At 71.4% G+C, this 20,393-nt stretch carries 17 protein-coding genes; 2 read left to right on the top strand and 15 right to left on the bottom strand.

Annotated elements, in window-relative coordinates; translation table 11 throughout:
- The 7 genes from AKI01S_RS42550 to AKI01S_RS42520 all read right to left on the bottom strand — a co-directional run.
- Nucleotides 1-388, bottom strand: a 388-nt coding sequence (locus AKI01S_RS42550; RefSeq protein WP_174567469.1) for a GTP-binding protein, incomplete at its 3' end; no start/stop codon positions are given.
- Nucleotides 389-420: 32 nt separating this feature from the next.
- A complete protein-coding gene (gene cysD / locus AKI01S_RS42545) occupies nucleotides 421-1,338 on the bottom strand; it encodes a sulfate adenylyltransferase subunit CysD (RefSeq protein ID WP_067831575.1) in 918 nt (305 codons plus the stop codon).
- A gap of 93 nt (nucleotides 1,339-1,431) precedes the next feature.
- On the bottom strand, nucleotides 1,432-2,628 hold the full coding sequence (locus AKI01S_RS42540; RefSeq protein ID WP_084000801.1) for a cytochrome P450: 1,197 nt from the start codon (nucleotides 2,626-2,628) through the stop codon (nucleotides 1,432-1,434).
- Nucleotides 2,629-2,708: 80 nt separating this feature from the next.
- A complete protein-coding gene (locus tag AKI01S_RS42535; protein ID WP_084000800.1) occupies nucleotides 2,709-3,446 on the bottom strand; it encodes a sulfotransferase-like domain-containing protein in 738 nt (245 codons plus the stop codon).
- A complete protein-coding gene (locus AKI01S_RS42530; RefSeq protein WP_067831573.1) occupies nucleotides 3,443-4,426 on the bottom strand; it encodes an aldo/keto reductase in 984 nt (327 codons plus the stop codon). The genes AKI01S_RS42535 and AKI01S_RS42530 overlap by 4 nt, the downstream gene beginning before the upstream one ends.
- Nucleotides 4,419-5,606: an argininosuccinate synthase domain-containing protein gene (locus AKI01S_RS42525; RefSeq protein WP_169814109.1), complete on the bottom strand. Its 1,188-nt coding sequence runs from the start codon at nucleotides 5,604-5,606 to the stop codon at nucleotides 4,419-4,421. Before AKI01S_RS42525 ends, AKI01S_RS42530 begins: the two co-directional genes overlap by 8 nt.
- A 246-nt stretch (nucleotides 5,607-5,852) precedes the next feature.
- Nucleotides 5,853-6,218: an SAV_915 family protein gene (locus AKI01S_RS42520; protein WP_369688773.1), complete on the bottom strand. Its 366-nt coding sequence runs from the start codon at nucleotides 6,216-6,218 to the stop codon at nucleotides 5,853-5,855.
- Nucleotides 6,219-6,807: 589 nt separating this feature from the next.
- Between AKI01S_RS42520 and AKI01S_RS42515 the strand changes: the two genes are divergently transcribed.
- Nucleotides 6,808-7,413, top strand: a complete 606-nt coding sequence (locus tag AKI01S_RS42515; RefSeq protein ID WP_084000798.1) for a GNAT family N-acetyltransferase — start codon at nucleotides 6,808-6,810, stop codon at nucleotides 7,411-7,413.
- A gap of 15 nt (nucleotides 7,414-7,428) precedes the next feature.
- Here the strand turns inward: AKI01S_RS42515 and AKI01S_RS54010 are convergent, their stop codons facing one another.
- The 8 genes from AKI01S_RS54010 to AKI01S_RS42475 form a co-directional block, all read right to left on the bottom strand.
- Nucleotides 7,429-8,040 (bottom strand): CGNR zinc finger domain-containing protein, encoded by a 612-nt coding sequence (locus AKI01S_RS54010; RefSeq protein ID WP_067831567.1) that lies wholly within the window; start codon nucleotides 8,038-8,040, stop codon nucleotides 7,429-7,431.
- A 100-nt stretch (nucleotides 8,041-8,140) separates the two neighbouring features.
- A complete protein-coding gene (locus AKI01S_RS42505) occupies nucleotides 8,141-9,583 on the bottom strand; it encodes an MFS transporter (RefSeq protein ID WP_084000797.1) in 1,443 nt (480 codons plus the stop codon).
- Between the two features lie 339 nt (nucleotides 9,584-9,922).
- Nucleotides 9,923-10,876 (bottom strand): acyl-CoA dehydrogenase family protein, encoded by a 954-nt coding sequence (locus AKI01S_RS42500; protein ID WP_067831565.1) that lies wholly within the window; start codon nucleotides 10,874-10,876, stop codon nucleotides 9,923-9,925.
- Complete coding sequence (locus tag AKI01S_RS42495; protein WP_084000796.1) at nucleotides 10,873-12,009, bottom strand: acyl-CoA dehydrogenase family protein; 1,137 nt, start codon at nucleotides 12,007-12,009, stop codon at nucleotides 10,873-10,875. The genes AKI01S_RS42500 and AKI01S_RS42495 overlap by 4 nt, the downstream gene beginning before the upstream one ends.
- Nucleotides 12,006-12,800, bottom strand: coding sequence for an alpha/beta fold hydrolase (locus AKI01S_RS42490; protein WP_084000795.1), 795 nt, complete (start codon nucleotides 12,798-12,800; stop codon nucleotides 12,006-12,008). The genes AKI01S_RS42495 and AKI01S_RS42490 overlap by 4 nt, the downstream gene beginning before the upstream one ends.
- A complete protein-coding gene (locus AKI01S_RS42485) occupies nucleotides 12,800-16,093 on the bottom strand; it encodes a non-ribosomal peptide synthetase (RefSeq protein ID WP_067831559.1) in 3,294 nt (1,097 codons plus the stop codon). The genes AKI01S_RS42490 and AKI01S_RS42485 overlap by 1 nt, the downstream gene beginning before the upstream one ends.
- Before the next feature lie 17 nt (nucleotides 16,094-16,110).
- Nucleotides 16,111-16,287 (bottom strand): MbtH family protein, encoded by a 177-nt coding sequence (locus AKI01S_RS42480; RefSeq protein WP_067831558.1) that lies wholly within the window; start codon nucleotides 16,285-16,287, stop codon nucleotides 16,111-16,113.
- Between the two features lie 5 nt (nucleotides 16,288-16,292).
- Nucleotides 16,293-19,313 (bottom strand): non-ribosomal peptide synthetase, encoded by a 3,021-nt coding sequence (locus AKI01S_RS42475; protein ID WP_067831556.1) that lies wholly within the window; start codon nucleotides 19,311-19,313, stop codon nucleotides 16,293-16,295.
- 813 nt (nucleotides 19,314-20,126) lie between these two features.
- Here AKI01S_RS42475 and AKI01S_RS42470 point away from each other — a divergent pair.
- On the top strand, nucleotides 20,127-20,393 hold a 267-nt coding region (locus AKI01S_RS42470; RefSeq protein ID WP_281186204.1), incomplete at its 3' end, for a sigma factor.

The raw sequence follows: 20,393 nt of genomic DNA, 5'->3' as shown, positions 1-20,393 counted from the left end.
TGGTCAGGAAGGCGTGGCGGCGGGACTGTTCCAGGATGCCCTTGCGGGCGTCGACCAGGATGATGGCCAGGTCGGCGGTGGAGGCGCCGGTGACCATGTTGCGGGTGTACTGGATGTGGCCGGGGGTGTCGGCGATGATGAACTTGCGCCGCGGGGTGGCGAAGTAGCGGTAGGCCACATCGATGGTGATGCCCTGCTCGCGCTCGGCCCGCAACCCATCGGTCAGCAGCGCCAGGTTGGTGTACTCCTCGCCCCGATCAGCGCTGGTGCGCTCCACCGACTCCAGCTGATCCTCAAAGATCGACTTGGAATCATGCAGCAACCGGCCGATCAACGTCGACTTGCCGTCGTCGACGCTGCCCGCCGTGGCGAGTCGCAGGATGTCCATCTGCGTGGAAGGCCGAGAGGATGTGGCGGTCATCAGAAGTAGCCCTCCTTCTTGCGGTCCTCCATGGCGGCCTCGCTGGCCCGGTCATCGGCCCGGGTCTGCCCGCGCTCGGTCACCCGGGTGGCCGCGATCTCCTCGATCACCTCATCCAACGTCACCGCCGTCGACTTCACCGCCCCCGTGCACGAGGCGTCCCCGACGGTGCGATACCGGACGCTGGCCGCAAACTCCGGCTCATCCTCCCCCCGGTTGGCAAACCCGGTCTGGGCGTCCAGCAGCATCCCATCGCGCTCGAACACCCGCCGGGTGTGGGCGAAGTAGATCGAGGGCAGCTCCAGCCGCTCGCGGCGGATGTAGTCCCAGATGTCCAGCTCGGTCCAGTTCGACAGCGGGAACACCCGCACATGCTCGCCCTGGCGGATCCGGGTGTTGTACAGATTCCACAGCTCGGGGCGCTGGTTCTTGGGATCCCACTGCCCGAACTCATCGCGGAAGGACACCACCCGCTCCTTGGCGCGGGCCTTCTCCTCATCGCGGCGCGCCCCACCAAAGGCCGCATCAAAACGGTGCTGTTCGATGGCGTCCAGCAGGGTGGTGGTCTGCAGCCGGTTACGCGAGGCGCGCCGCCCGCTCTCCTCCACCACCCGCCCGGCGTCGATGGAGGCCTGCACCGAGGCCACCACCAACCGCACCCCGGCCTCGGCCACCCGCCGATCCCGGTACTCGATCACCTCGGGGAAGTTGTGCCCGGTGTCCACATGCATCACCGGAAACGGGACCGGGGCGGGCCAGAACGCTTTCTTGGCCAGGTGCAGCATCACGATGCTGTCCTTGCCACCGGAGAACAGCAGGACCGGGCGTTCGAACTCGGCCGCCACCTCACGGATGATGTGGACCGACTCGGCTTCCAGCACGTCCAACTGGGAAAGCAGGTAGTCGTAACGCTGCATGGTCTGGGCTCTCTCCACGCTTTCTGGCGGATACTTCGGGGGAACGCCGTTCCCGCGGGTCGGGCCGTGCACCGGGAGGGGGGTCGTGCCGCCCTACCAGGCCAGGCGCAGCTCGTCGACGCTCCACACCACGCCGCAGGTCTCGGTCGGCCATTCGACCAGCCGGTATTCGGGGATGCGGCGGTGCCACTCCTGCAACAGCAGCACCATCTCCTGCCGGGCGAGATGCGCCCCGAGGCAGAGGTGCTTGCCCGCCCCGAGGGACGCGTGGCCGACGTCGCCGCGGTCGAGGTCGAACTCCATGGCGCGCGGGTACGCCGAGGGGTCCCGCCCGGCCGCGGCCATCGCCACCAGGGCGTTGTCGCCCTTGCGGACCGGGCAGCCGTGGAACACCGCGTCGCGCGTCGCCTTCCGCGGCTGCTGGGCGATCGGGAAGACGCGCAGCGACTCCTCGACGACGTGGTCGGCCAGCTCGGGCTCGGCCACCAGGCGGCGCCGGTGCTCCGGGTGGGTCGCCAGGTGCAGCATCGTCCACGACACCTGGCTCGCGGTGGTGTCGAGCCCGGCGACCGTCAGCAGCGTCAGGCACTTGAGCAGTTCCTCGTCGTCCACGGGCGCGTCGTCGAGCTTCCAGCCCACGGCGGCCGAGACGATGTCGCGGGCCTCCGGGTCGGGGTGCGCCCGCCGCTGCGCGAGCAGGTCGGCGAGGTAGGCCATGAGTTCCCGCTCGGCGGGCTCGCAGCCGGCCGGGCCCTCCGGGGAGCGCCCCACCGCGCGCTCCACGATGTCCAGGAACATGGGCGTGTCCTCCATGGGCAGGCCCATGAGCTGGAGGACCACCATGGTCGGGAAGACCCGGGCGACGTCGGCGAGGTAGTCGCACTCCCCGCGCGCGGCCACCCCGTCGATCACCTCAGCGGCCATGGCGCGCTGCCGGTCGCGCATCGAGCGGATGCGCCGCGGCGTGAACCACGCGGCCAGCAGCCGCCGCCACTTGAGGTGCTCCTCGCCGTCGAGCATCAGCGGCGGGAGCTTCGGGGCGTCCGGGTTGAAGGTGAAGTCCACCGCGTTCGACCACAGGTCGTCGTCGAGCAGGGCGTCCATGACGGAGTCGTGGCTGGTGAACACCCAGTGGCCCCCGGCGTCCTCGGTCCACATGAACGCCCCGGCCGCCGCCCGGTGCTCGTCCATCTCGCGGAAGCCCGTCATCGCCGGCGCGCCGGCGCGCCCGGTGACGTAGTCACGGACGGGCCGGGCGGCGGCGGTGGACTCGGACGGGTTGCGGGTCATGTCCCTCTCCTTTCGGCTGGTTCCGTCTCGTCGGCTGGTTCCGTCTCGCTCACCGCCGGTCCGTCCGGTGGCGTCGGCCGCTATCGGCGGACGAGGCGGTGGCGCGCGAGCGCGTCGTAGAACGGTTGGTGGTACTCGGCGATGCGGCGCAGGTGCTCGTTGGTGTCGGGCGTCTCGCGCCGCTCCGGCCTCCCGGACGGCTTGGCCGCCAGCCCGCTGCTCGCGGCCACCTCCGCGTGCCACCGGGCCGTGCGCTGCCAGTTCGGCCGTTTGTCGGGATCCCAGTGCAGCGCCTCGGGCATGAACTCCAGCCCGACGTGCTCGCAGTACGCCCGGACCGTCGCCTCCGGGGCGGCCACGAGATCGTCGCCGTCGATCACCAGCGGGACCTCGCCGGTGTTCGCCCGCACGGCCTCGAAGATGGCGTGCAGGTACTCGAACCCGTACTCGTCCAGGGTGGCCTTCGGGTTCATGGCGTAGTGCGAGGCGATCGCGCTCCGCGGCTCCCTGATCATGAAGGTGTTGACGACACCGTTGAACAGGCGTTCGTCCTCGAGCAGTGACGTGTACTTGTAGTCGGAGGTGTCCTTGGCGAACACCCGGCGCCCGCCGTCGTTGAGCGCGAGCATCGCGTCGAGCAGCTCGGTCGTCGACGTCACGTGCCTGCCCGCGATCTCGAAGCGGCCGTCCATCTGCAGGTACGAGAACGGCTCGTGGAGCACCTCCAGGTCGCCGCGTTCGAGCATGACGCGCAGGAACGCGGTGGACCGCGACCGGGGCACGGCCCACAGCATGATGGGCTTCGGCGCGGCGCTCACTGCGACCACTCCGTGGGCCGGCGGTCCCAGCGGTGTTCGCGCAACGTCGCCATCAGCTCCTCGCCCAACGGCTCGGCGTCACTGGTGGCGATGTTGGCGCGCACGTGCGGCACGCGGCGCATGCCGGGGATGACGGTGGCGACGTCGGGGTTCTGGAGGATGAAGCGCAGCGCGAGCTCGGGCAGGGTCATGCCCTCGGGCACGATCCGCTTGAGCCGTTCGGCGCGCTCCACGCTCGGGATGAGGTTCTCGGGCACGAAGTAGGTGTTGCGCCAGTCGCCCTCGGGCCAGCGGGAGTCGCGGGTGAGGGTGCCGGTGAGGGTGCCCTCGTCGAAGGGCACCCGTGCGATCACCGCGACGTCCAGTTCGCGGCACGCCGGGAACAGCTCGTCCTCGGGGGCCTGGTCGAAGATGTTGTAGATGACCTGGACCGCGTCGATCAGTCCGGTCTCCAGGGTCCGCAGGACGTTCCAGGGCTCCCACCGGTTGATGCTGATGCCGACGCCCTTGATCAGCCCGCGTTCCTTCATCTCGATGATGGGGTCCTGCCAGGCCGCGTCGTGCGCCCAGTCGTCCTCCCAGACGTGGAACTGGAACAGGTCGACGGACGGCACGCCGAGCCCGTCGAGGCTGCGGCGCAGGTACTCCCAGAGATGGTCCGGCGGATACACCTCGGACAGCTTGGAGTCGCGGGTGGAGGGCCACCTGAGGTCCTTGGGCGGCGGCTTGGTCGCGATGTAGAGCCGGCGGTCCGGATGCCGCTCGAGCAGCCGCCCGAGCATCTTCTCGCTGTGCCCGCGGCCGTAGATCCAGGCGGTGTCGAAGAAGTTGCACCCGAGCCGCACGGCCTCGTCGAGCGCGGCGTCGCCGGCCTCGTCGTCGGCTCCGGTCCATCCGCCCTCGCCGCCGGCGATGCCCCACATGCCGTAGCCGACGTCGCCGACCGTCCAGCCCAGCCGGCCGAACCTGCGCTCACGCATCGCTCTCCTCCTTCCGCGTCCAGACGGCGGCCTCCTGGCTCCAGCGGTTGCCGCCCGAGCCGAACCGGGTCTGCTGGACCACGCGTCCGGCGACCTTCGTCCGCTCGACCCGGACGACGCCCCGGTGGACCGACAGGGTCACGGTGCCGCCGACGTCCCCGACGAGCCGGTCGATCGCGTCCCGCGCCGCGTGCGCGGCCGGGTCGAGCCACCGTGCCTCGTACATCGCGGCGCCCAGGACGGCGCCGAGCCGGGCGTAGAGCTCCCGCCCCTCCGCGTCGAGGCCGGCCTGCAGGATCCGGGTCCACGCGCGGTCGAGCACCTCCAGGCCGGGCGCCTCGTAGACGCCCCGGCAGACCGTGCCGATGATGCGCCGTTCGACCACGTCGCGCAGCCAGACGCCGTTGCGCGCGCCGATCTCGTTGGCCCGCGTCATCCACTCGACCGGATCGGGCCCGCTGCCGTTGACGTCGGCGACCCGTCCGTCGCGGAAGACGACCGTCACGGTCTCGGGCTCGGCGGGGGCCTGCGCGGGCCACCTGCTCCACCGCGGATCGAGCCGGGTGACCGGCGTTTCGAGGTCCTCCAGCTCGGCCGACTCGTGCGAGATGCCGGCGAGGTTGCCGTCGGTGGACCGCTCGGCGCCGCTGCCCGGGTCGAGGGGCAGCCCGTGCTCGACGACGGCCTCCAGCATCGCCTTGCGGCCGGGGAACCGCTCCAGCGCCTGCGGGTTCGTCCACGGCTCGATGACCGGCAGCTCCGGTGCGACTTGGACGCCGTAGCGCGCGAAGCGACGCTGGTCGTTGCCCCCGCCGACGCAGCCGTGGGCGAACGCCCGGCAGCCGTCCGCCCGCATCAGCGGCGCCAGCCCGCTGACGAGCACCAGGCGCGCGGCGCCGGTCGTGTTCCAGTAACCGCCGTCGTGGCGGGCCCGGTAGCGCAGCAGATCCGATGCCACGGCGGCGATCGCCGGCCTCAGGTCCACGAGTACGGCTTCGTCGCCGAATGCTCGCAGCGCGGAAACGAGTGCGTCCAGTCGCGTGCGATCCGTCTGGCCGATGTCGGCGACGTAGTGCCTTGTCGGTGTGGATTGTTCGTGAAGCCAGACCCCGACGGCCAGGGAGGAAAGTCCACCCGACTGGAATAGTCCGATGCGTTCGTTGTCACTGGCTTGCCCCACGGGCTCTCCCTTGCGCTGGCGGACGGATGGGATCGGTTCTCGACGCGCCGTCCTCGTCTTGCGAAGCGAATGCTTCGGCGTTGCTCGGTGAGCGGCGTGTCATGACTTGCCTTCCGCGGGAATCGATCGCGGGTGGTCTTTTCTCCACGTCCCTCGGGAACGTGGATGTTCGTCACTCAAGTCGGTCGCGGGCGCGCCGACGCGAAACACGCATGAGCGTGGGGAGATCGGCCGCTCCCGATATCGTCACCCCGGCGAGGCGGGGGACCGGTTCGCGGCGGCCGGGCGGCGCCGGGCCCGCCGTTCGGGGCGGCGCGGGGCGCGCCGGTGCGGCGGCCGTGCCATGTCGGGCGTCCCGGCCAGGGGGTGGGCGTTCGGCGACGGCGCGAGGAGTCCCGGGTCGACCTGGATCCGGTGGATCCCGAGCGGCGCCAGCATGGACTTGATCGCCCTCTCGTCGAGCCGGATCCATGGCTGGGCGGGCCCCATGATCTCGATGAGGCGGTTCATCGTGGTGAACGCGATACCGACGCGTTCTCCGGACGGCAGCCGTACCGTGCGCAGTGATACCGTCTGCGTTCCCGGCCGCACCGGAACCAGTAGGCAATCCATTGTTTTCATCACCCCCGACGTAAGAGTGTGGGACAGCTGGGGAATGTCGTCGTGTACACGGCCCGAACGGCCGGTCGCTCATCGTCGGCATCGCCGTGAGGCATTGACGGAACCACTGAGGGAATGCGTGGTTGCGGCGAATACCCGTCAATGTTCTCCGCGATGCGATCCGGAGCGGTACTTCGATGACCTCCCCTCTGCCGCGACTCGTTGACGGTGTTGCCGTCTCACCCATATACACCGGGCGAACGGCCGATCCGCTGCATCGCGGGAGCAAGATTTTCCAGGAATGCGGCGGCCGGGACGCCGTTGTGCGTCACGGCCCCGGCGGGGAGTTCCTCGGATGCGTCACGGCACGCGGTCACGGCCGCCACGCCGGGGGCGGTGGCGTGCGCGTCGCGTCAGGGGCGACGGCGGCCCCTTCCGGAACCGTCTTCAAATCCTGTCCCACCAACCCCTGACTCCGCAGCCAAGGCTCCAGTATAGTAACCGGTACAAGGCGTGATGTCGGTTACTCAGTGTCATGCGGCGCACGATCGGGAAGCGCTCGCGTCCATCAAGCCCTCGACGCAGGATTGGCGGTGCGGTCATGAACGACGCCGGCAAGCGGAAGAACTCCACGTCGCTGACGGTCAGGGAGCTGTCCGAGGAGACCTGGAGCGACTTCGAGACGGTCCTCGGATCCAACGGGGGCGCCCGCGGGTGCTGGTGCATGCACTGGCGGCTCTCCATCGCGGAGTGGATGGAGGGGAAGGGCGAGGGGAACAAGAAGGCGATGAAGCGCCTCGCCAAGGGCGACCCGGCGCCCGGCGTCGTCGTCTACCGGGACGACACGCCGGTGGCGTGGTGCGCGCTCGGCCCTCGCGACGCGTTCCCGAGGCTTGAGCGCTCGCCCCTGCTGGCGAACGTCGACGACGAGCCCGTCTGCGCGATCACCTGCATCTACATCCACCGGAAGCACCGCGGCGAGGGGCTGCTGTCGACCGTTCTCGACGCCGTCTGCGAGTACGCCGCCAAGGCGGGGCACAAGGTCGCGGAGGGCTATCCGATCGAACCCCGCGAGGGGAAGCGCGCCGGCTCGGACACGGCGATGACGGGGATGGCGAGCGCGTTCCTCAAGGCCGGGTTCTCCGAGGTGGCCCGCCCGCGCAAGGACCGCCCGATCATGCGCCGGACGCTGCGCGCCGGCAGGTAACGCGGGAGGCGCCGGTCACCCGGCGGCGCGCTCGGCCCGCCGGTGCCGGCTCGCCTTCTCGCGGTTGCCGCACGTGCTCATGCTGCACCAGCGGCGGCGCCCGCCCCGCGAGGAGTCCAGGAACAGCCAGCCGCATCTCCCGCACGCCCTGATCCGGTCGGAAGGCAGCGTGAACAGGGCGTGGACCGCCAGCAGCGCCAGGGTCGCGGGCACCGACCCCGGTGCCGCCCGGCCTGCGGTGAGGTGACCGAGCGTGGCGTCGACCGGCGGAACGCGCCCCCCGCGCACGCCGGCTCCGGCCCGCTCCAGGAGCGCCCCCAGGGGCTCCGGCGGCACCGTCTCACCGCGGGCCACCGCGTTGAAGACGGCCCACGCCTGTTCGCGGACGGCCCGGACCTCCCTCACGAGATCGTCCGCGCCCGCCTCCGCCGCGGGCGGCGCGTCCTCGAACAGGCCCGCGGACGCGCACCAGGTGAAGACGTCCGAGGGCGTCCTCAGCAGCTCGTTGTCCTCGACCGGGTGCGCCCGGTTGAAGACGGTGTTCGTGAGGTCCAGGACGGGGTGGCCGCCGATGAACTGCGCGTCCTCCCAGGGTGGCCGCGCCCTGGTGGCAGTGGAAGTAACCATTGAACTCATCATATGCGGTTTTTCGCCCGTTGGTGCGGCCGGTCCCGAGCCGGCCGGGGGGAGGGGGCCCGCGGGGCGGGCCCCCTCCCGGTCTTCCGGTCTACGCGGCCTCTTCCCTCTCGAAACGCTTCCGGAAGAGGACCGTGATGATGATCGCCCCGGCGGCGAACGCGACCGAGCACCACAGGGACCAGCGCCAGCCCGTGAGGACGGCGCCGGGGTCGCCGACGCCGCCGGAGGCCGCGGTGAAGTAGGCCGCCACCGAGGTCACGACGCCCACGCCCACGGCCAGCCCGAGCTGCTGCGAGACGTTGATCAGGGCGCCGGCCGTGGCCCGCCGCCCCTCGTCCACGCCGTTCGTGCCGGCGATGCTCGTCGTGATCAGCGCGAGGATGTGGCCGAAGGCGTTCACGGCGGTGCCGACCAGGACGAGGGTGAGCCCGTGGCCCTCCGGAAGGCCGACCATGACCAGGATGCCGAACGTCTCGATGGCGATCCCGGACAGCAGGACGCGGTACAGCCCGAAACGCTCCACCAGCTTGCCCGCGTAGATCCCCGTGACGATCGCGATCGCGCCCGAGACCGCGAACGTCAGGCCGGTCGCGAGCGCGCCCATGTCGAGGTGTTCCTGGAGGTAGAGCGTGAGGATGAACAGCATCCCGCCGTAGGAGCAGATCAGCACGACGTTGAGCAGGTTGGCCGCCCCGATGGCGCCCGTGCGGAAGATGGAGACCGGCACGAGGGCGTCTCGCTTCCGGCGCTCCGCCCGGACGAACAGGGCGCCGAAGGCCACCGCGATCCCCGCCGAGAGGAGGATCGGGGCGGACAGCCAGCCGTGCTTCTGCCCCTCGGTGAGGGCGAAGACGAGCGCGACCATGCCGATGGTCCCGAGGGCCGCGCCGGTGACGTCGAGGTGGCGGGAGGAGCGCGTGTCCCGGCTCTCGTCGAGGAGCGCCTTCGCGGGGACGCAGGCGAGCAGGACGATGGGAATGTTGATCAGGAGGGTGGACCTCCAGCCGAGGTACTGCGTGAGGATGCCCCCGAGCACCATGCCGGACACGAACCCCGCCGACAGGGCCGACCCGTAGATGCCGAGAGCGCGTTCGCGTCGCGGCCCTTCCGGGATGGCCGCCTGGAGGAGCCCCAGGCCCGCCGGGGCGATGAACGCGGCGGCGATCCCCTGGAGGGCGCGGCCCGCGATGAGGGACGCCGGCGACCAGGCCAGGCCCGCCAGGAGCGAGGCGAGGCCGAGGCTGACGATGCTCCAGATGAACACCCGCTTCCTGCCGAACAGGTCGGCGACCCTGCCGCCGAGGAGGAGGAAGCCGCTGAAGGCCAGCGCGTAGGCCGAAAGGATCCAGGCGGCGTCGCCTCCGGAGGTGAGCCCCATCCCCTCACGGATGCTCGGGGCCGCGACGTTGATGATCGAGTAGTCGAGCGCGACCAGGAACTGGGTGCCGCAGATGATGGCGAGCTGCCAGACCTGCCGGGACCGGTATCCGCTCTCGTCCCTCTCGGTCGCCTGCATCGATGCCTTCGTCATTCCGATCCTTTCGCTTCTGTCGACCGTCGGTGCGGAGATGCCGGGAATCGGGGACGGGACGGGAATGGGGTGGGTCCCGCCGCGACCGACCGCCCTCGCCCGCCCGACCGGGGCACGCGAGACGATCAGTAACCTTTAAAAGCACGATATCAGGTTACCCAGATATCGCGCCGGATCACCATCCCGGCGGTCCGGCCGCGAACGCCGATGAAATCCCTGGAAAAATGGACGAACCGGGCCGCGTGGAGCGGCCCGGTTCGAACGGCCTTCCGGCGGGGCCGGCACGGCCTCCGGTTCATGCCACGGCGCGGCACTCTCCGGCCCGCGCCGTGGCTCCCGTCATCGCGTCTCCCAGCTTTCGCGTCGCAGCTGGAACGGGGTGCCGAGCCGCACCGACTCGACCGCCGCCCTCCTGTAGTACAGCTGGGCGTCGTTGTCCGACCGCATGCCCGCGGCGCCGTGGATCTGCATGGTCCGCGTCGTGACGGTGCGGGCCAGGTCCGACGCCGCGGCGAGGTTGGCCGCCGCGTGCGCGGCGGCGTCGCGGTCGTGCACCAGCATGCGCGTCGCGTCGATGTGCATCGACAGCTCGCCGAGCCGGAACGCCAGCGCCTGGAACCTGCCGATCGGCTGACCGAACTGGCGGCGCTCCTTGGCGTAGGCGACGGCGTGGTCGAGCGCGGCCTGGGCGAGACCCACCAGGTACGCCGCCTGGCGCACCCGCGCGTTGGCCAGCGCCGCCTCCCACTCGGCGGAGGAGCCCGCCCACTCGGTCACGGGCGTGCCCGCGAACTCCACCCCGTACGCCTCGCCCCGGCCCGTCTCCTCGTACCGCCGCGTCGTGACGGACGGATGGTCGGCGCGCACGAGCGCCAGGCGCAGTCCGGCGGTGTCGACGCCGCCCACGACGAAGTAGTCCACCTCCGTCGCGAACCCGACGAACGACCGCCGGGCCGACACCGCGCCGTCCTCGGCGGACCACGGCTCGGCCGCGACCGCCAGCGCCACCGGCGCCTGGCCGATGACGTCGCCCCGCACCAGCTCGCGGGCGGTGAGCGTGTCGAGCAGCGGCCCCTGGTACAGCACCGACCCCAGGAGCTCGGCCAGCCGCACGGTGTCGGAGGCGTCGAGCGCGCCGAGCCCGACCAGCCCCTCCCACACCATCGAGCGGATCTCGCGATTGTCGTCGTCGTCCTGGCCGTCGGCACGGGGCCGGTCGGCCATCCGCCGCACCAGCGGCGCCAGGTCCTCGTCGAAGAAGTCCGCGATCGCCGCGGTTCCCGTCGCGGTCATGTCGGCAACCCCAGTTTCGATGTGGCGACGAAGTAGAGCATGATCTCCGATGAGCCCTGGGCGAGCGTGAGCCCCGGAGCCTCCCGCAGCGCGGCGTCGAACACGCCGTCGGCGATCGCCTCGGGGTCGCGCGCGTCCAGCAGCGCCCGCGGCCCGAGCAGCTCGACCGCCGCCGCCGACACCTCCTTGGCCGTCTCGGACGTGTACCACTTGGCGGTCGCCGAGTGCACCTCGTCGGGCCGCCCGGCGTGCAGGTTGGCCACGCACCGCCACGCCAGCAGCCGCGCCGCGCGCACCCGCGTCTCCAGCTGCGCCAGCCGCTGCTCGCACCCGGGCGGCGCGTGCTCGCGCAGCGCGGCCAGCGTGCGTTCCGCCTTCGCGGAGTGGTCGAGCCCGGTGCGCTCCAGCGGGAGCACCCGGCCGAGCACCTGCCACCCGTCGTCGACCTCGCCGAGCACGTCCTCGCGCCCGACCCGGATCCCGTCGAGCGTCACCAGGTCGAACCGCTCCTCGGACAGGTTCCACACCGGCTCGATGACCACGCCCATGCTCTGCAGCGGTACCAGGAACAGCGTGATCCCGGAGAAGTTGACCGGGCCGGTCGACGTGCGGGCCGCGCACAGCCCGAAGTCGCTGTGCTGCGCCTTCATGTTGTAGATCTTCCGGCCGTACAGGCGCCAGCCGTCGCCGTCCGGCTCGGCGCGCGTGGCCAGCGACGCCAGGTCGGATCCGACGTCCGGCTCGCTGAACAGCACGTTGGCCGTGGTCTCGCCGCGCGCCAGGCCCGGCAGGAACCGCTCCTTCTGCTCCGGCGTGCCGAACAGGTGGATGGCCATCCCGACGATGTCGATGCCCAGCAGGTGCACGTTGTCGGGCACGCCGTGGCGGATCAGCTCCTCGGTGAGGATCGCCTTCTCCACGATCGTGGCGCCCGCCCCGCCGTAGCGCTCGGGCCAGTTGACCGCGAGCCAGCCGAGCTTGCCCAGCCGCCGGTGCACGTCGAGCAGGCCGGGCTCCTGCCCGTACGGCACCCGCCGGGCCTGCGCGATCTCCGCGCGCACCGCGTCCTCGCGCAGCAGCCTGCGGACGTCTTCCCGGAACCGGTCCTGTTCCGGTGTGAAGGCCGGCATCATCGCGCACTCACCTCGCTCAGGCCGGCGCGCACCGTCGCCGCCAGCGTCTCGACGTGCGGTGGTTGGAGCATGGTGTAGTGGTCGCCCCGGACCATGTGGATCTCGTCGGCGTGGGGGCGCCACCGGTCGATCTTCCCGGGGTCGGAGTCCTCGGCGCACAGCAGCACCACCCGGCCGTTCACGCGCCGCGGGCGGAACGCCAGCAGCGCCCGCACGTTCGCGGCGAACACCGGGAACCGCTCGGCCAGCCCGGCCTCGCCCGGATCGGCGCCCATCTCGGCGAGGTCGGCGGCGAACCACGCGCGCAGCTCGTCGTCGCCGGGAGCCGACGACGCGTCCGGGACGGCGGTGTCGAGCGCGAACGTCACCGCGACGTCGCCGTCCCGGTGCGCCATCTCCAGCGCCACCGCTCCGCCGACCGACCAGCCGCCCAGGCGCAGCGGCCCGTCGGGCTGGACCTGGCGGACCGCGTCCAGGTAGGCGGCCGCGAGGTCGGGCAGCCCCCGCGCCTCGACGTCGCCGCCGTGCAGGCCCGGGTCCTCCAGCGCGTGGACGGGCTGGTCGTCACCCAGCAGCGCGGCCAGCGGGACGTAGGGCGCCACCGATCCGCCCGCCGCGTGCACGAGGAACAGCGGCGGCTTCGCGCCCCCGGCCCTGAGCGGCACCAGCGGAGACGCCGCCTGCCGATCGGCGCGCGGCCGCGCCAGGGCCTCCTCCCGCCTGCGCCGGAGCCGCAGTTGCAGCAGCGCGCGCCGTTTCTCCTCCACGGTGGATGGAGGTGGGGCGGTCATCAGTTCGACTCCTTCAGCAGCCGGTCGAGTTCCTCCTCCGACAGGTCGGCGACCTCGGCCTCCAGCCGCGCCACCTCCTCCTCGCCCAGCAGCGCGCGCTGCTCCTCGTCGATCTGGGCGGCGAACTGGCTGAGCACCGGGTAGCTGAACAGCCGCCGCGGGTCGAACGTCACCTGGAAGACGTCGCGCACCCGCGACATCATCTGGGTGACCTGCAGCGAGTTGCCGCCGAGGACGAAGAAGTTGTCCTGCGCGCCGACGCTGCCGGCGTCGAGGTTCAGCAGGCTCTGCCAGATCTCGGCCAGCCGGCGCTGCGTGTCGGTGGTCAGCTCGACCTGCCGCGTGCCGCCCTCGGGACGCGGATCGGGCAGCCGCGCGTGGTCGACCTTCCCGGTGGAGGTCAGCGGGAGCTGCTCCAGCTTCACGTAGTCGGTGGGCACCATGTGCAGCGGCAGCCGCCCGGTCAGGTGCTCGCGCAGCGCCTCCGGCTCGAACTCGCCGACCACGTAGGCGGCCAGCCAGGCCGACGGCGTGCCCTGGTCGCGCACGGCCACCACGCACTGCCGCACGCCGTCGAACCCCTCGATGGCGTGCTCGATCTCGCCGAGCTCCACGCGCAGCCCGCGCAGCTTCACCTGCCGGTCGACCCGGCCCAGGAACTCCAGGTCGCCGTCGGCGTTCCAGCGCACCAGGTCGCCGGTGGCGTACATCCGCTCGCCCGGGCTGGCGGCGAACGGGTCGGGCAGGAACTTCTCGGCGGTCTGGTCGGGACGGCCCAGATAGCCGGTGGCCAGGCCGGCGCCCGCCATGAACAGCTCCCCGGGCACGCCGACCGGCACCGGCCGCAGCCCCTTGTCCAGGACGTAGGCGCGCTGGTTGGCCATCGCCCGGCCGATCGGCGGCGGGCCGTCCAGCGGCTCGGCGGGGCACAGGTAGTCGACGCACGTGACGGTGACCTCGGTGGGCCCGTACCCGTTGTGGAACTCGCGTCCCGGCTTGCTCCACCGGTTGACCAGGTCGGGACCGAACGGCTCCATGCCGATGAAGCACACCCGCAGGTCGTCCAGGGCCGACGGGTCGAGCTGCCCGAGGACCACCGGCGGGATGTCCACGATCGTGACCCGCTCCTCGGCCAGCAGCACCTGGAGCTTGTCCGGATCGAGCAGCTCGGAGCGGGGCGCCCCGACGATGGTCGCCCCGGCGGTCAGCGTGGAGAACACGTCCGACACGCTCACGTCGAAGGCGGGGTTGGAGAACTGCAGGACCCGGTCGTCCGGCGTCACCGAGAACATCCGCTGGAAGGTGGTGCAGAAGTTCACCACGGCCCGGTGGGGGACCATGACCCCCTTGGGGGTGCCGGTCGAGCCCGAGGTGTAGATGACGTACGCGGTGTCCTCCTGGCTCACGCGCACCGAGGGCGGCGAAGCCTCCCGCTCGTCGAGCGAGGCCGTGTCCAGCAGGAGCCGCGCCACCTCCGCGGGCAGGCGGTCGGCGAGGTCCGACGTCGTCACCACCGCCGCCACGTCGGCGTCCTTGAGCTGGTAGGCCAGCCGCTCCGCCGGATACTGCGGGTCGAGCGGCAGCCACGCCCCGCCCGCCTTGAGCACGCCGAGCTCGGCGGCCGGCAGGTCGAAGCCGCGCTCCAGCAGCACCCCGACCACGCGCCCGGGCGCCACCTTGAACTCCTCGACGAGCGCGTGCGCCAGCCGGCTGGACCGCTGGTCCAGCTGCGCGTAGGTCAGGTCCTCGCCCGCGAAGCGCATCGCGACCGCGTCGGGCGTCTCGGCCACGCGCGCCGCGACCAGCTCGTGCAGCAGGCGCCCGTCGCGCTCGCCGGGCTCGGGGTTCCACTCGGTGAGCACGCGCAGGTACTCGCTGTCGGGCATGACGTCCAGCGACTCGATCCGGGCGTTCGGCCGCGACAGCGCGTCGGCCATGACCGTGCCGAAGTGCTCGACCAGCCGCTCGACCCGCTCGTGGTCGAACAGCTCGGAGGAGTACTCGATCCACACGCCCAGGCCGCCGTCCGGCAGGTCGTTGATCTGGAACGTGAGGTCGAACCGGGTCGTCTCCGGCTGCGGCGTCAGCATCTCGACCTCGACGCCCGGCAGTTCCCAGCGCGCGATCATCGGCTCGGGCAGCAGCGTGAACAGGTGCGCGACCATCGGGTTGCGCCCGGGCAGCCGCTCCGGCTTGAGCTCCTCCACCAGACGGCCGAACGGCACGTCCTGCCGGGCCATCGCCTCGAGGATGGTGTCGTTGGTGGCGTGCACCAGGTCCCGGAAGACGGGGTCGCCCTCCAGGTCGCCGCGGATCATCACCGTGTTGGCGAAGAACCCCATCATGGGCTCGGTCTCCGAGCGCGTCCGCCCGGACAGCACCGACCCGAGCGCGATGTCGTGCTGGCCGGTGTAGCGGCTCATCAGGACCTGGTACCCGGCCATCGTCAGGGCGAGCAGGGAGACGCCCTCGGACCGGGCCAGGTCGCGGATCCCCCGCGCGAGGTCGTCGGGCAGGCGGGTCTCGTAGATGCGCCCGGCCCCGGTGGGCGACGACGGCCGCTGCCGGTCGGTGCGCCACTCCAGCGGCTCCATGCCGTCCAGCGCGGAGCGCCAGTACTCGATCTGCTTGGCCGGCTCCTCGCTGAGCAGCCAGAGCCGCTGCCACGCCGCGTAGTCGGCGGGCTGGAGGGCCAGCTCGGGGAACTCCGCGCCGCCCGGGTCGGCGTAGCGGGCCGTCAGCTCCTCGGCGAACTGGCGCGACGACCACCCGTCGATGACGATGTGGTGCCAGACGATGGACAGCACGTGGTCCTCGGGGCCGAGGCGCAGCAGGGCGAACCGGTAGGGCGGGTTGTTGCGCAGGTCGAACTCCTCGCGCGCCTGCCCGTCGATCCAGTCCTGGATGGACTCCTCTGTCCCGTCGGTCACGGGCAGTTCCCACGTCTCGGGCGGCGGGTCGATCGTCTGGAACGGCACGCCGTGCTCGTCGCCGAACCGGGTGCGCAGGCTCTCGTGCCGCGCGACGATCCCGCGGAACGCCTCCGAGAGCGCGCCCACGTCGAGCGGCCCGCGCAGGCGCATGGCGAACGGCACGTTGTAGACCGGCGCGCCCGCGACCATCTGGTGCAGGAACCACAGGAACCGCTGCTGCTCGGCGATGGCCATCTTGCCCGTGCGCGGGACGGCGACGATCCGCTCCCGCTCGGCCTTCTCCGCCACGCGCTGGCGGACCTTCATCTCCAGCAGGGCGCGCCGGATGTCGGCGACGTTACGACCCTCTGACGTCGTCATGATCTCAGTCTCCTTCCTCACTGTCGCGCGCTCAGCGGGCGCAGGTCGGTCCACACCCGCGCGATGTGCGCCAGGCAGTCGCTCCTGGTGCCCTCGAACCCGGCCTCGCGCCAGCCGTCCGGGATCTCCCTGCCGGCGGGCCAGATCGAGTGCTGCTCCTCGTGGTTGACCACCACGACGAACTTCTCTTCCATGACGCTCACCCTTCCTGTGGTGCCAAGACGGAGATGTCCGCCAGCTCGCTGAGGTAGCGATCGATCGTCTTGAGTCCGTCCGCCGCCGGTTCCGCCAGCGCGTTCGCGTGCCGACCGAACCGCCGGTTGTCGAAGTGCCGGGAGCAGTCGGTGAACATCTGGTCGAGCTCGGCCGGCGCCGCGTCGCGGCCCGCGTCGGGGGGCGGCAGCAGCAGGCGCAGCCGGGCGAGCCGCTCGTCGGACCCGGCGGCGTCCTCCAGCCGGTCGCGGAACCGCGCGTAGTCGACCCGGTCGAGCCCGCACCGGTCGGCGAGCGCGCCGAACGCCTCGGCGAAGCGCAGCCCGGCGGGCCACAGCACGTGCAGCACGCCGTCGTCCACCTGGATGTCGCCGGTTGCGGCGCGCGCCACGAACCGGCTGACCACGTCCACCGGCGTCACGTCGGTCGCGGCCTCGGTCGGGAACACGCAGCCGGCGCGCGCGCACGCGTACAGCAGGCCGTGCGCCAGCGAACCCGGGTTGGCCACGCCGATCTCCTGGTGCGGCCAGACCTCGCCGAGCCGGTACACCACCGAGCTGACGCCCTGCCGCCGCGCGCCGGTGAGCAGGCTCTCGGCGACGTACTTCGATCGGTTGTAACCGTCCGCGGCGACCTGCTCCGTCGCCGGGATCTGGTCCTCGGTGACGCGCGCGTCGGCCCCCCCGGCGGACGGGAAGATGCTCAGGGTGGACAGGGTGTGCACGCGGGCGCCGCCCGCCGCGAGTTTGATGAGCTCCTGCACGCCGAGCACGTTGGCCGGGCGGTGGTCCAGATAACCGGACAGCAGGTTCACCGCGCCCGCGGCGTTGACGATGCCGGACACGCTCGACGCGATCGCGTCGAACCGTCCCTGCGACAGCCCGAGCAGCTCGCCGCCCATGTCGCCGGGGACCACCTCGACCCGCCCGGTCTTGAGCGCCGTGGGCAGCAGTTGCAGGGCGGACGTCAGCCGGTACTGCTCCAGGACCTCGGTCAGGCGCCGGGCGCCCTGCGCGGGGTCGGAGCACCGCACCAGGCAGATCAGCCCGGCGCCGGAGTCCATCAGCAGCTCGGCGAGGATGTGCGCCCCGATGAACCCGGTCGCCCCGGTGAGCAGCAGCGTCTGCGGCGGGCGCCACGCCAGGTCGTGGTTGATGTAGGCCAGCTCCGCGCTGTCGTCGTCGACGCCCTCCGACAGCCGCGCCGCCTGCTCGCGCACGGTCGGCGCGACCAGCAGGTCCCTGGGACGCACCGGCCTTCCCAGCCGCCGGCTGACCGCGGCGGTGAGCTGGTAGGCGTTCAGCGAGGTGCCCCCGTAGTCGGAGAACGACGCGACCACCGAGACCTGCTCCCGCTTGAGCACCTCGCACCACGCCGAGCAGACCAGCTCCTCCATCGGGGTGGCCGGCGGCTCGACGTGCTCGGCCGGGCCCGCCTGCCGCGCCGTCTCGGCCGCGATGAGCGCGGTCAGCGCCTTGCGGTCCGCCTTGCCGTTGCGGTTGAGCGGGAGCGTGTCGAGCACCGTGATCTGTTGCGGGACATGCTCGGCCGGCAGCTTCTCCGCCGCGTACTCGCGCAGCTCCTGCGGGGTCGGCGGATCGTCCGCCGACCGTCCCGTGACGCACCCGACCAGGGTGGCCTCGGGCCCCTCGCCGAGCACGACCGCCATCGCGCTGGCCACGAGCGGGTGGTCGGCCAGGGCCGACTCGACGTCGCCGAGCTCCACCCGCACGCCGCCGATCTTGACCTGCTCGTCGCGCCGGCCGATGAAGTACAGCAATCCGTCCTCGCCGACCCGCGCCAGGTCGCCGGTCCGGTAGAGCCTCTCACCCGGGATCTCGGGGAACGGGTTGTCCACGAACGCCCGCGCGGTGCGCTCGGGATCGTTGAGGTAGCCCGCCCCGACGCACTCGCCGCCGAGGTACACCTCGCCGGGCGTGTTCACCGGGACGGGGACGAGGTCGTCGTCGAGCACGATCGCGGCGGTGTTGTCGATGGGGCGCCCGATCGGGATCCGGTCCACGTCGGCGTCGGTGACCTCGTGGAACACCGACCCGATCGAGCACTCCGTCGGCCCGAACGTGTTGGTGACCTCGACCCCCGGCAGCAGCGCGCGCAGCCGGTGCACCGGCCCGGGACCGGCCGGCTCCCCGCCGATCAGCACGCGCCGCAGGCTCGACGCCGCCTCGCGCAGGTCCTCGCGCAGCTCCAGCAGCGACACGAACGCCGTGAGCACGGACGGCACGAAGTCGGTGATCGTGACCCCGTGGCGGCCGATGGTCATCGCGGTCTGCTCGAGGTCGAGGATCCCGTCGCGGTGCGGCAGCACGACCTGCCCGCCGGACACCAGCGGCCACAGCACCTGCCACATCGAGGAGTCGAACGTGGACCGGCTGTTCTGCAGCGTCACGTGGTCGGCCCCGTCACCGAACCGGTGCGACATCGTGGTCAGCCGGTTGACCAGGCCGCGGTGGTGGTTGAGCGAGCACTTGGGCGTGCCCGTCGAACCGGAGGTGTAGAAACCGTAGATCAGGTCCTGGGGCTCAGGGGCATGGTCGGCCGGCGGGGGCGTCGGGTCGCCCGGCGGCTCCGCACAGTCCACGATCACCGTCGGAACGGTCAACCCCAGCTCGGCGACGGTGTCCACGGACGCCGGTGACACCACGACGGCGGGCGGCGCCAGCTCGGCCACGACCGTCCTGAGGCGGTCCATCGGCAGGGCCGGATCCAGCGGAACGAACGCCGAGCCCGTCTTCATCACCCCGAACAGCGCCACCGGGAACTCGGGCCCGTCCGCCACCAGAACGGGTATCAACCGCCGTTTCGAGACGCCGCCGCCGATCAGTTCGTTGGCGATGGCATTGGCCCTGGCGTCGAGGTCGGCATAACTGATCGTGGTGTCCCGGTAACGGATGGCGGGACGATCCGGCGCTCTTTCCCGCTGTTCGTCGAACAGGTCGAGGACCGTGCTTTGCCGGGGAAACGCGCGCTGCGGCCCCAGGGACATGCGAATGGCGGTCAGGGCATGTTCGCCCCGGTGCGTCTGCTCATGGCGTTGCATCGTGCCCCCATGCTCTCGACTGGCAGGATCCCTCATGTCAGGCAGTTCGGAGACCGGTCGGACCGGTGAGTTCCAGGCAGCCGGAATCGACCCTCGGCGAGCACGTCGAGGGAGCCGGGAAATGGCGCCGTGTTCGGCGGACGCGGACACGCGGTCGCGCGTCGCGCGAATCACCGGACTCCGGAGGGCTCGCGCGGGCGGCCGGCGGCTTTCTGTCTCACTCGGTCATGCGGATATGGTCATGCGAATATCACGCTCGGCGCAGTTGTCGTCGGCGGGCACGCGTCAGTCGGTGATGACTCGGACATGCTCGTTTTTCCGGCCCAGTGGGCGCCGGAGAAACACGCATGGTGTTTCCATCACCGCGTCGGAGCGGGCTGTGGCCTGACCGGTCCCGATCCGTGCCGGCGGGCGGTGGCACTGGATCCGGACCGTGAACGCGCTGGTGCCGGGGGTTCCGGCGATGCCGGTCCCGGCTGTCGGCCGATGCGCCCTGGCCGGCGCGCCGGCCTCTGTTCGGCCTGCCGTCACCGCGTTCGCGGCGCCGTTCACCACCTATTAACCGATGCGTGCGGTTGCGGCGAAGATCTGTCAGTGTTATTCACGATGCAGGCAGGAGCGGCGCATCGATAACCTCCCCTCTGACGCGACTTGTCAGTGTCGGTGTTGCTGCCTCACCCATATACACAGGGCGAAGGGGCGATCCGTTGCATCGGAGGAGCAAGATTTTCTAGGAAGGAGGACGAGCGAGGTGACATTGTGCATCACAGTCCTAACAACGAGTTCGCGCGATACGTCACGGCGATACGGTCACACCTGCGCCATCGGGCGTTTCTGCTGTGCCGTGACTGGCACGAGGCCGACGACCTGGTTCAAAGGACCTTGATCAAGATATTCCTGCGCTGGGAAACCCTTGATCGTCGGGATGAACTGTCCGCCTACGCGCGCACGGTGATGGTCCGGACGTTCATCAACCACCGCGCGGCACCCGGCAGGTCGCGCGAGTTCCTCACCGACCAGATCCCC

It is taken from the genome of Actinomadura kijaniata NBRC 14229 (genome assembly GCF_001552175.1).
GTDB classification, from domain to species: Bacteria; Actinomycetota; Actinomycetes; order Streptosporangiales; family Streptosporangiaceae; genus Spirillospora; species Spirillospora kijaniata.
The sequence above is the reverse complement of the archived record's forward strand: the minus strand, read 5'-3'. Positions and strand labels throughout refer to the sequence as shown.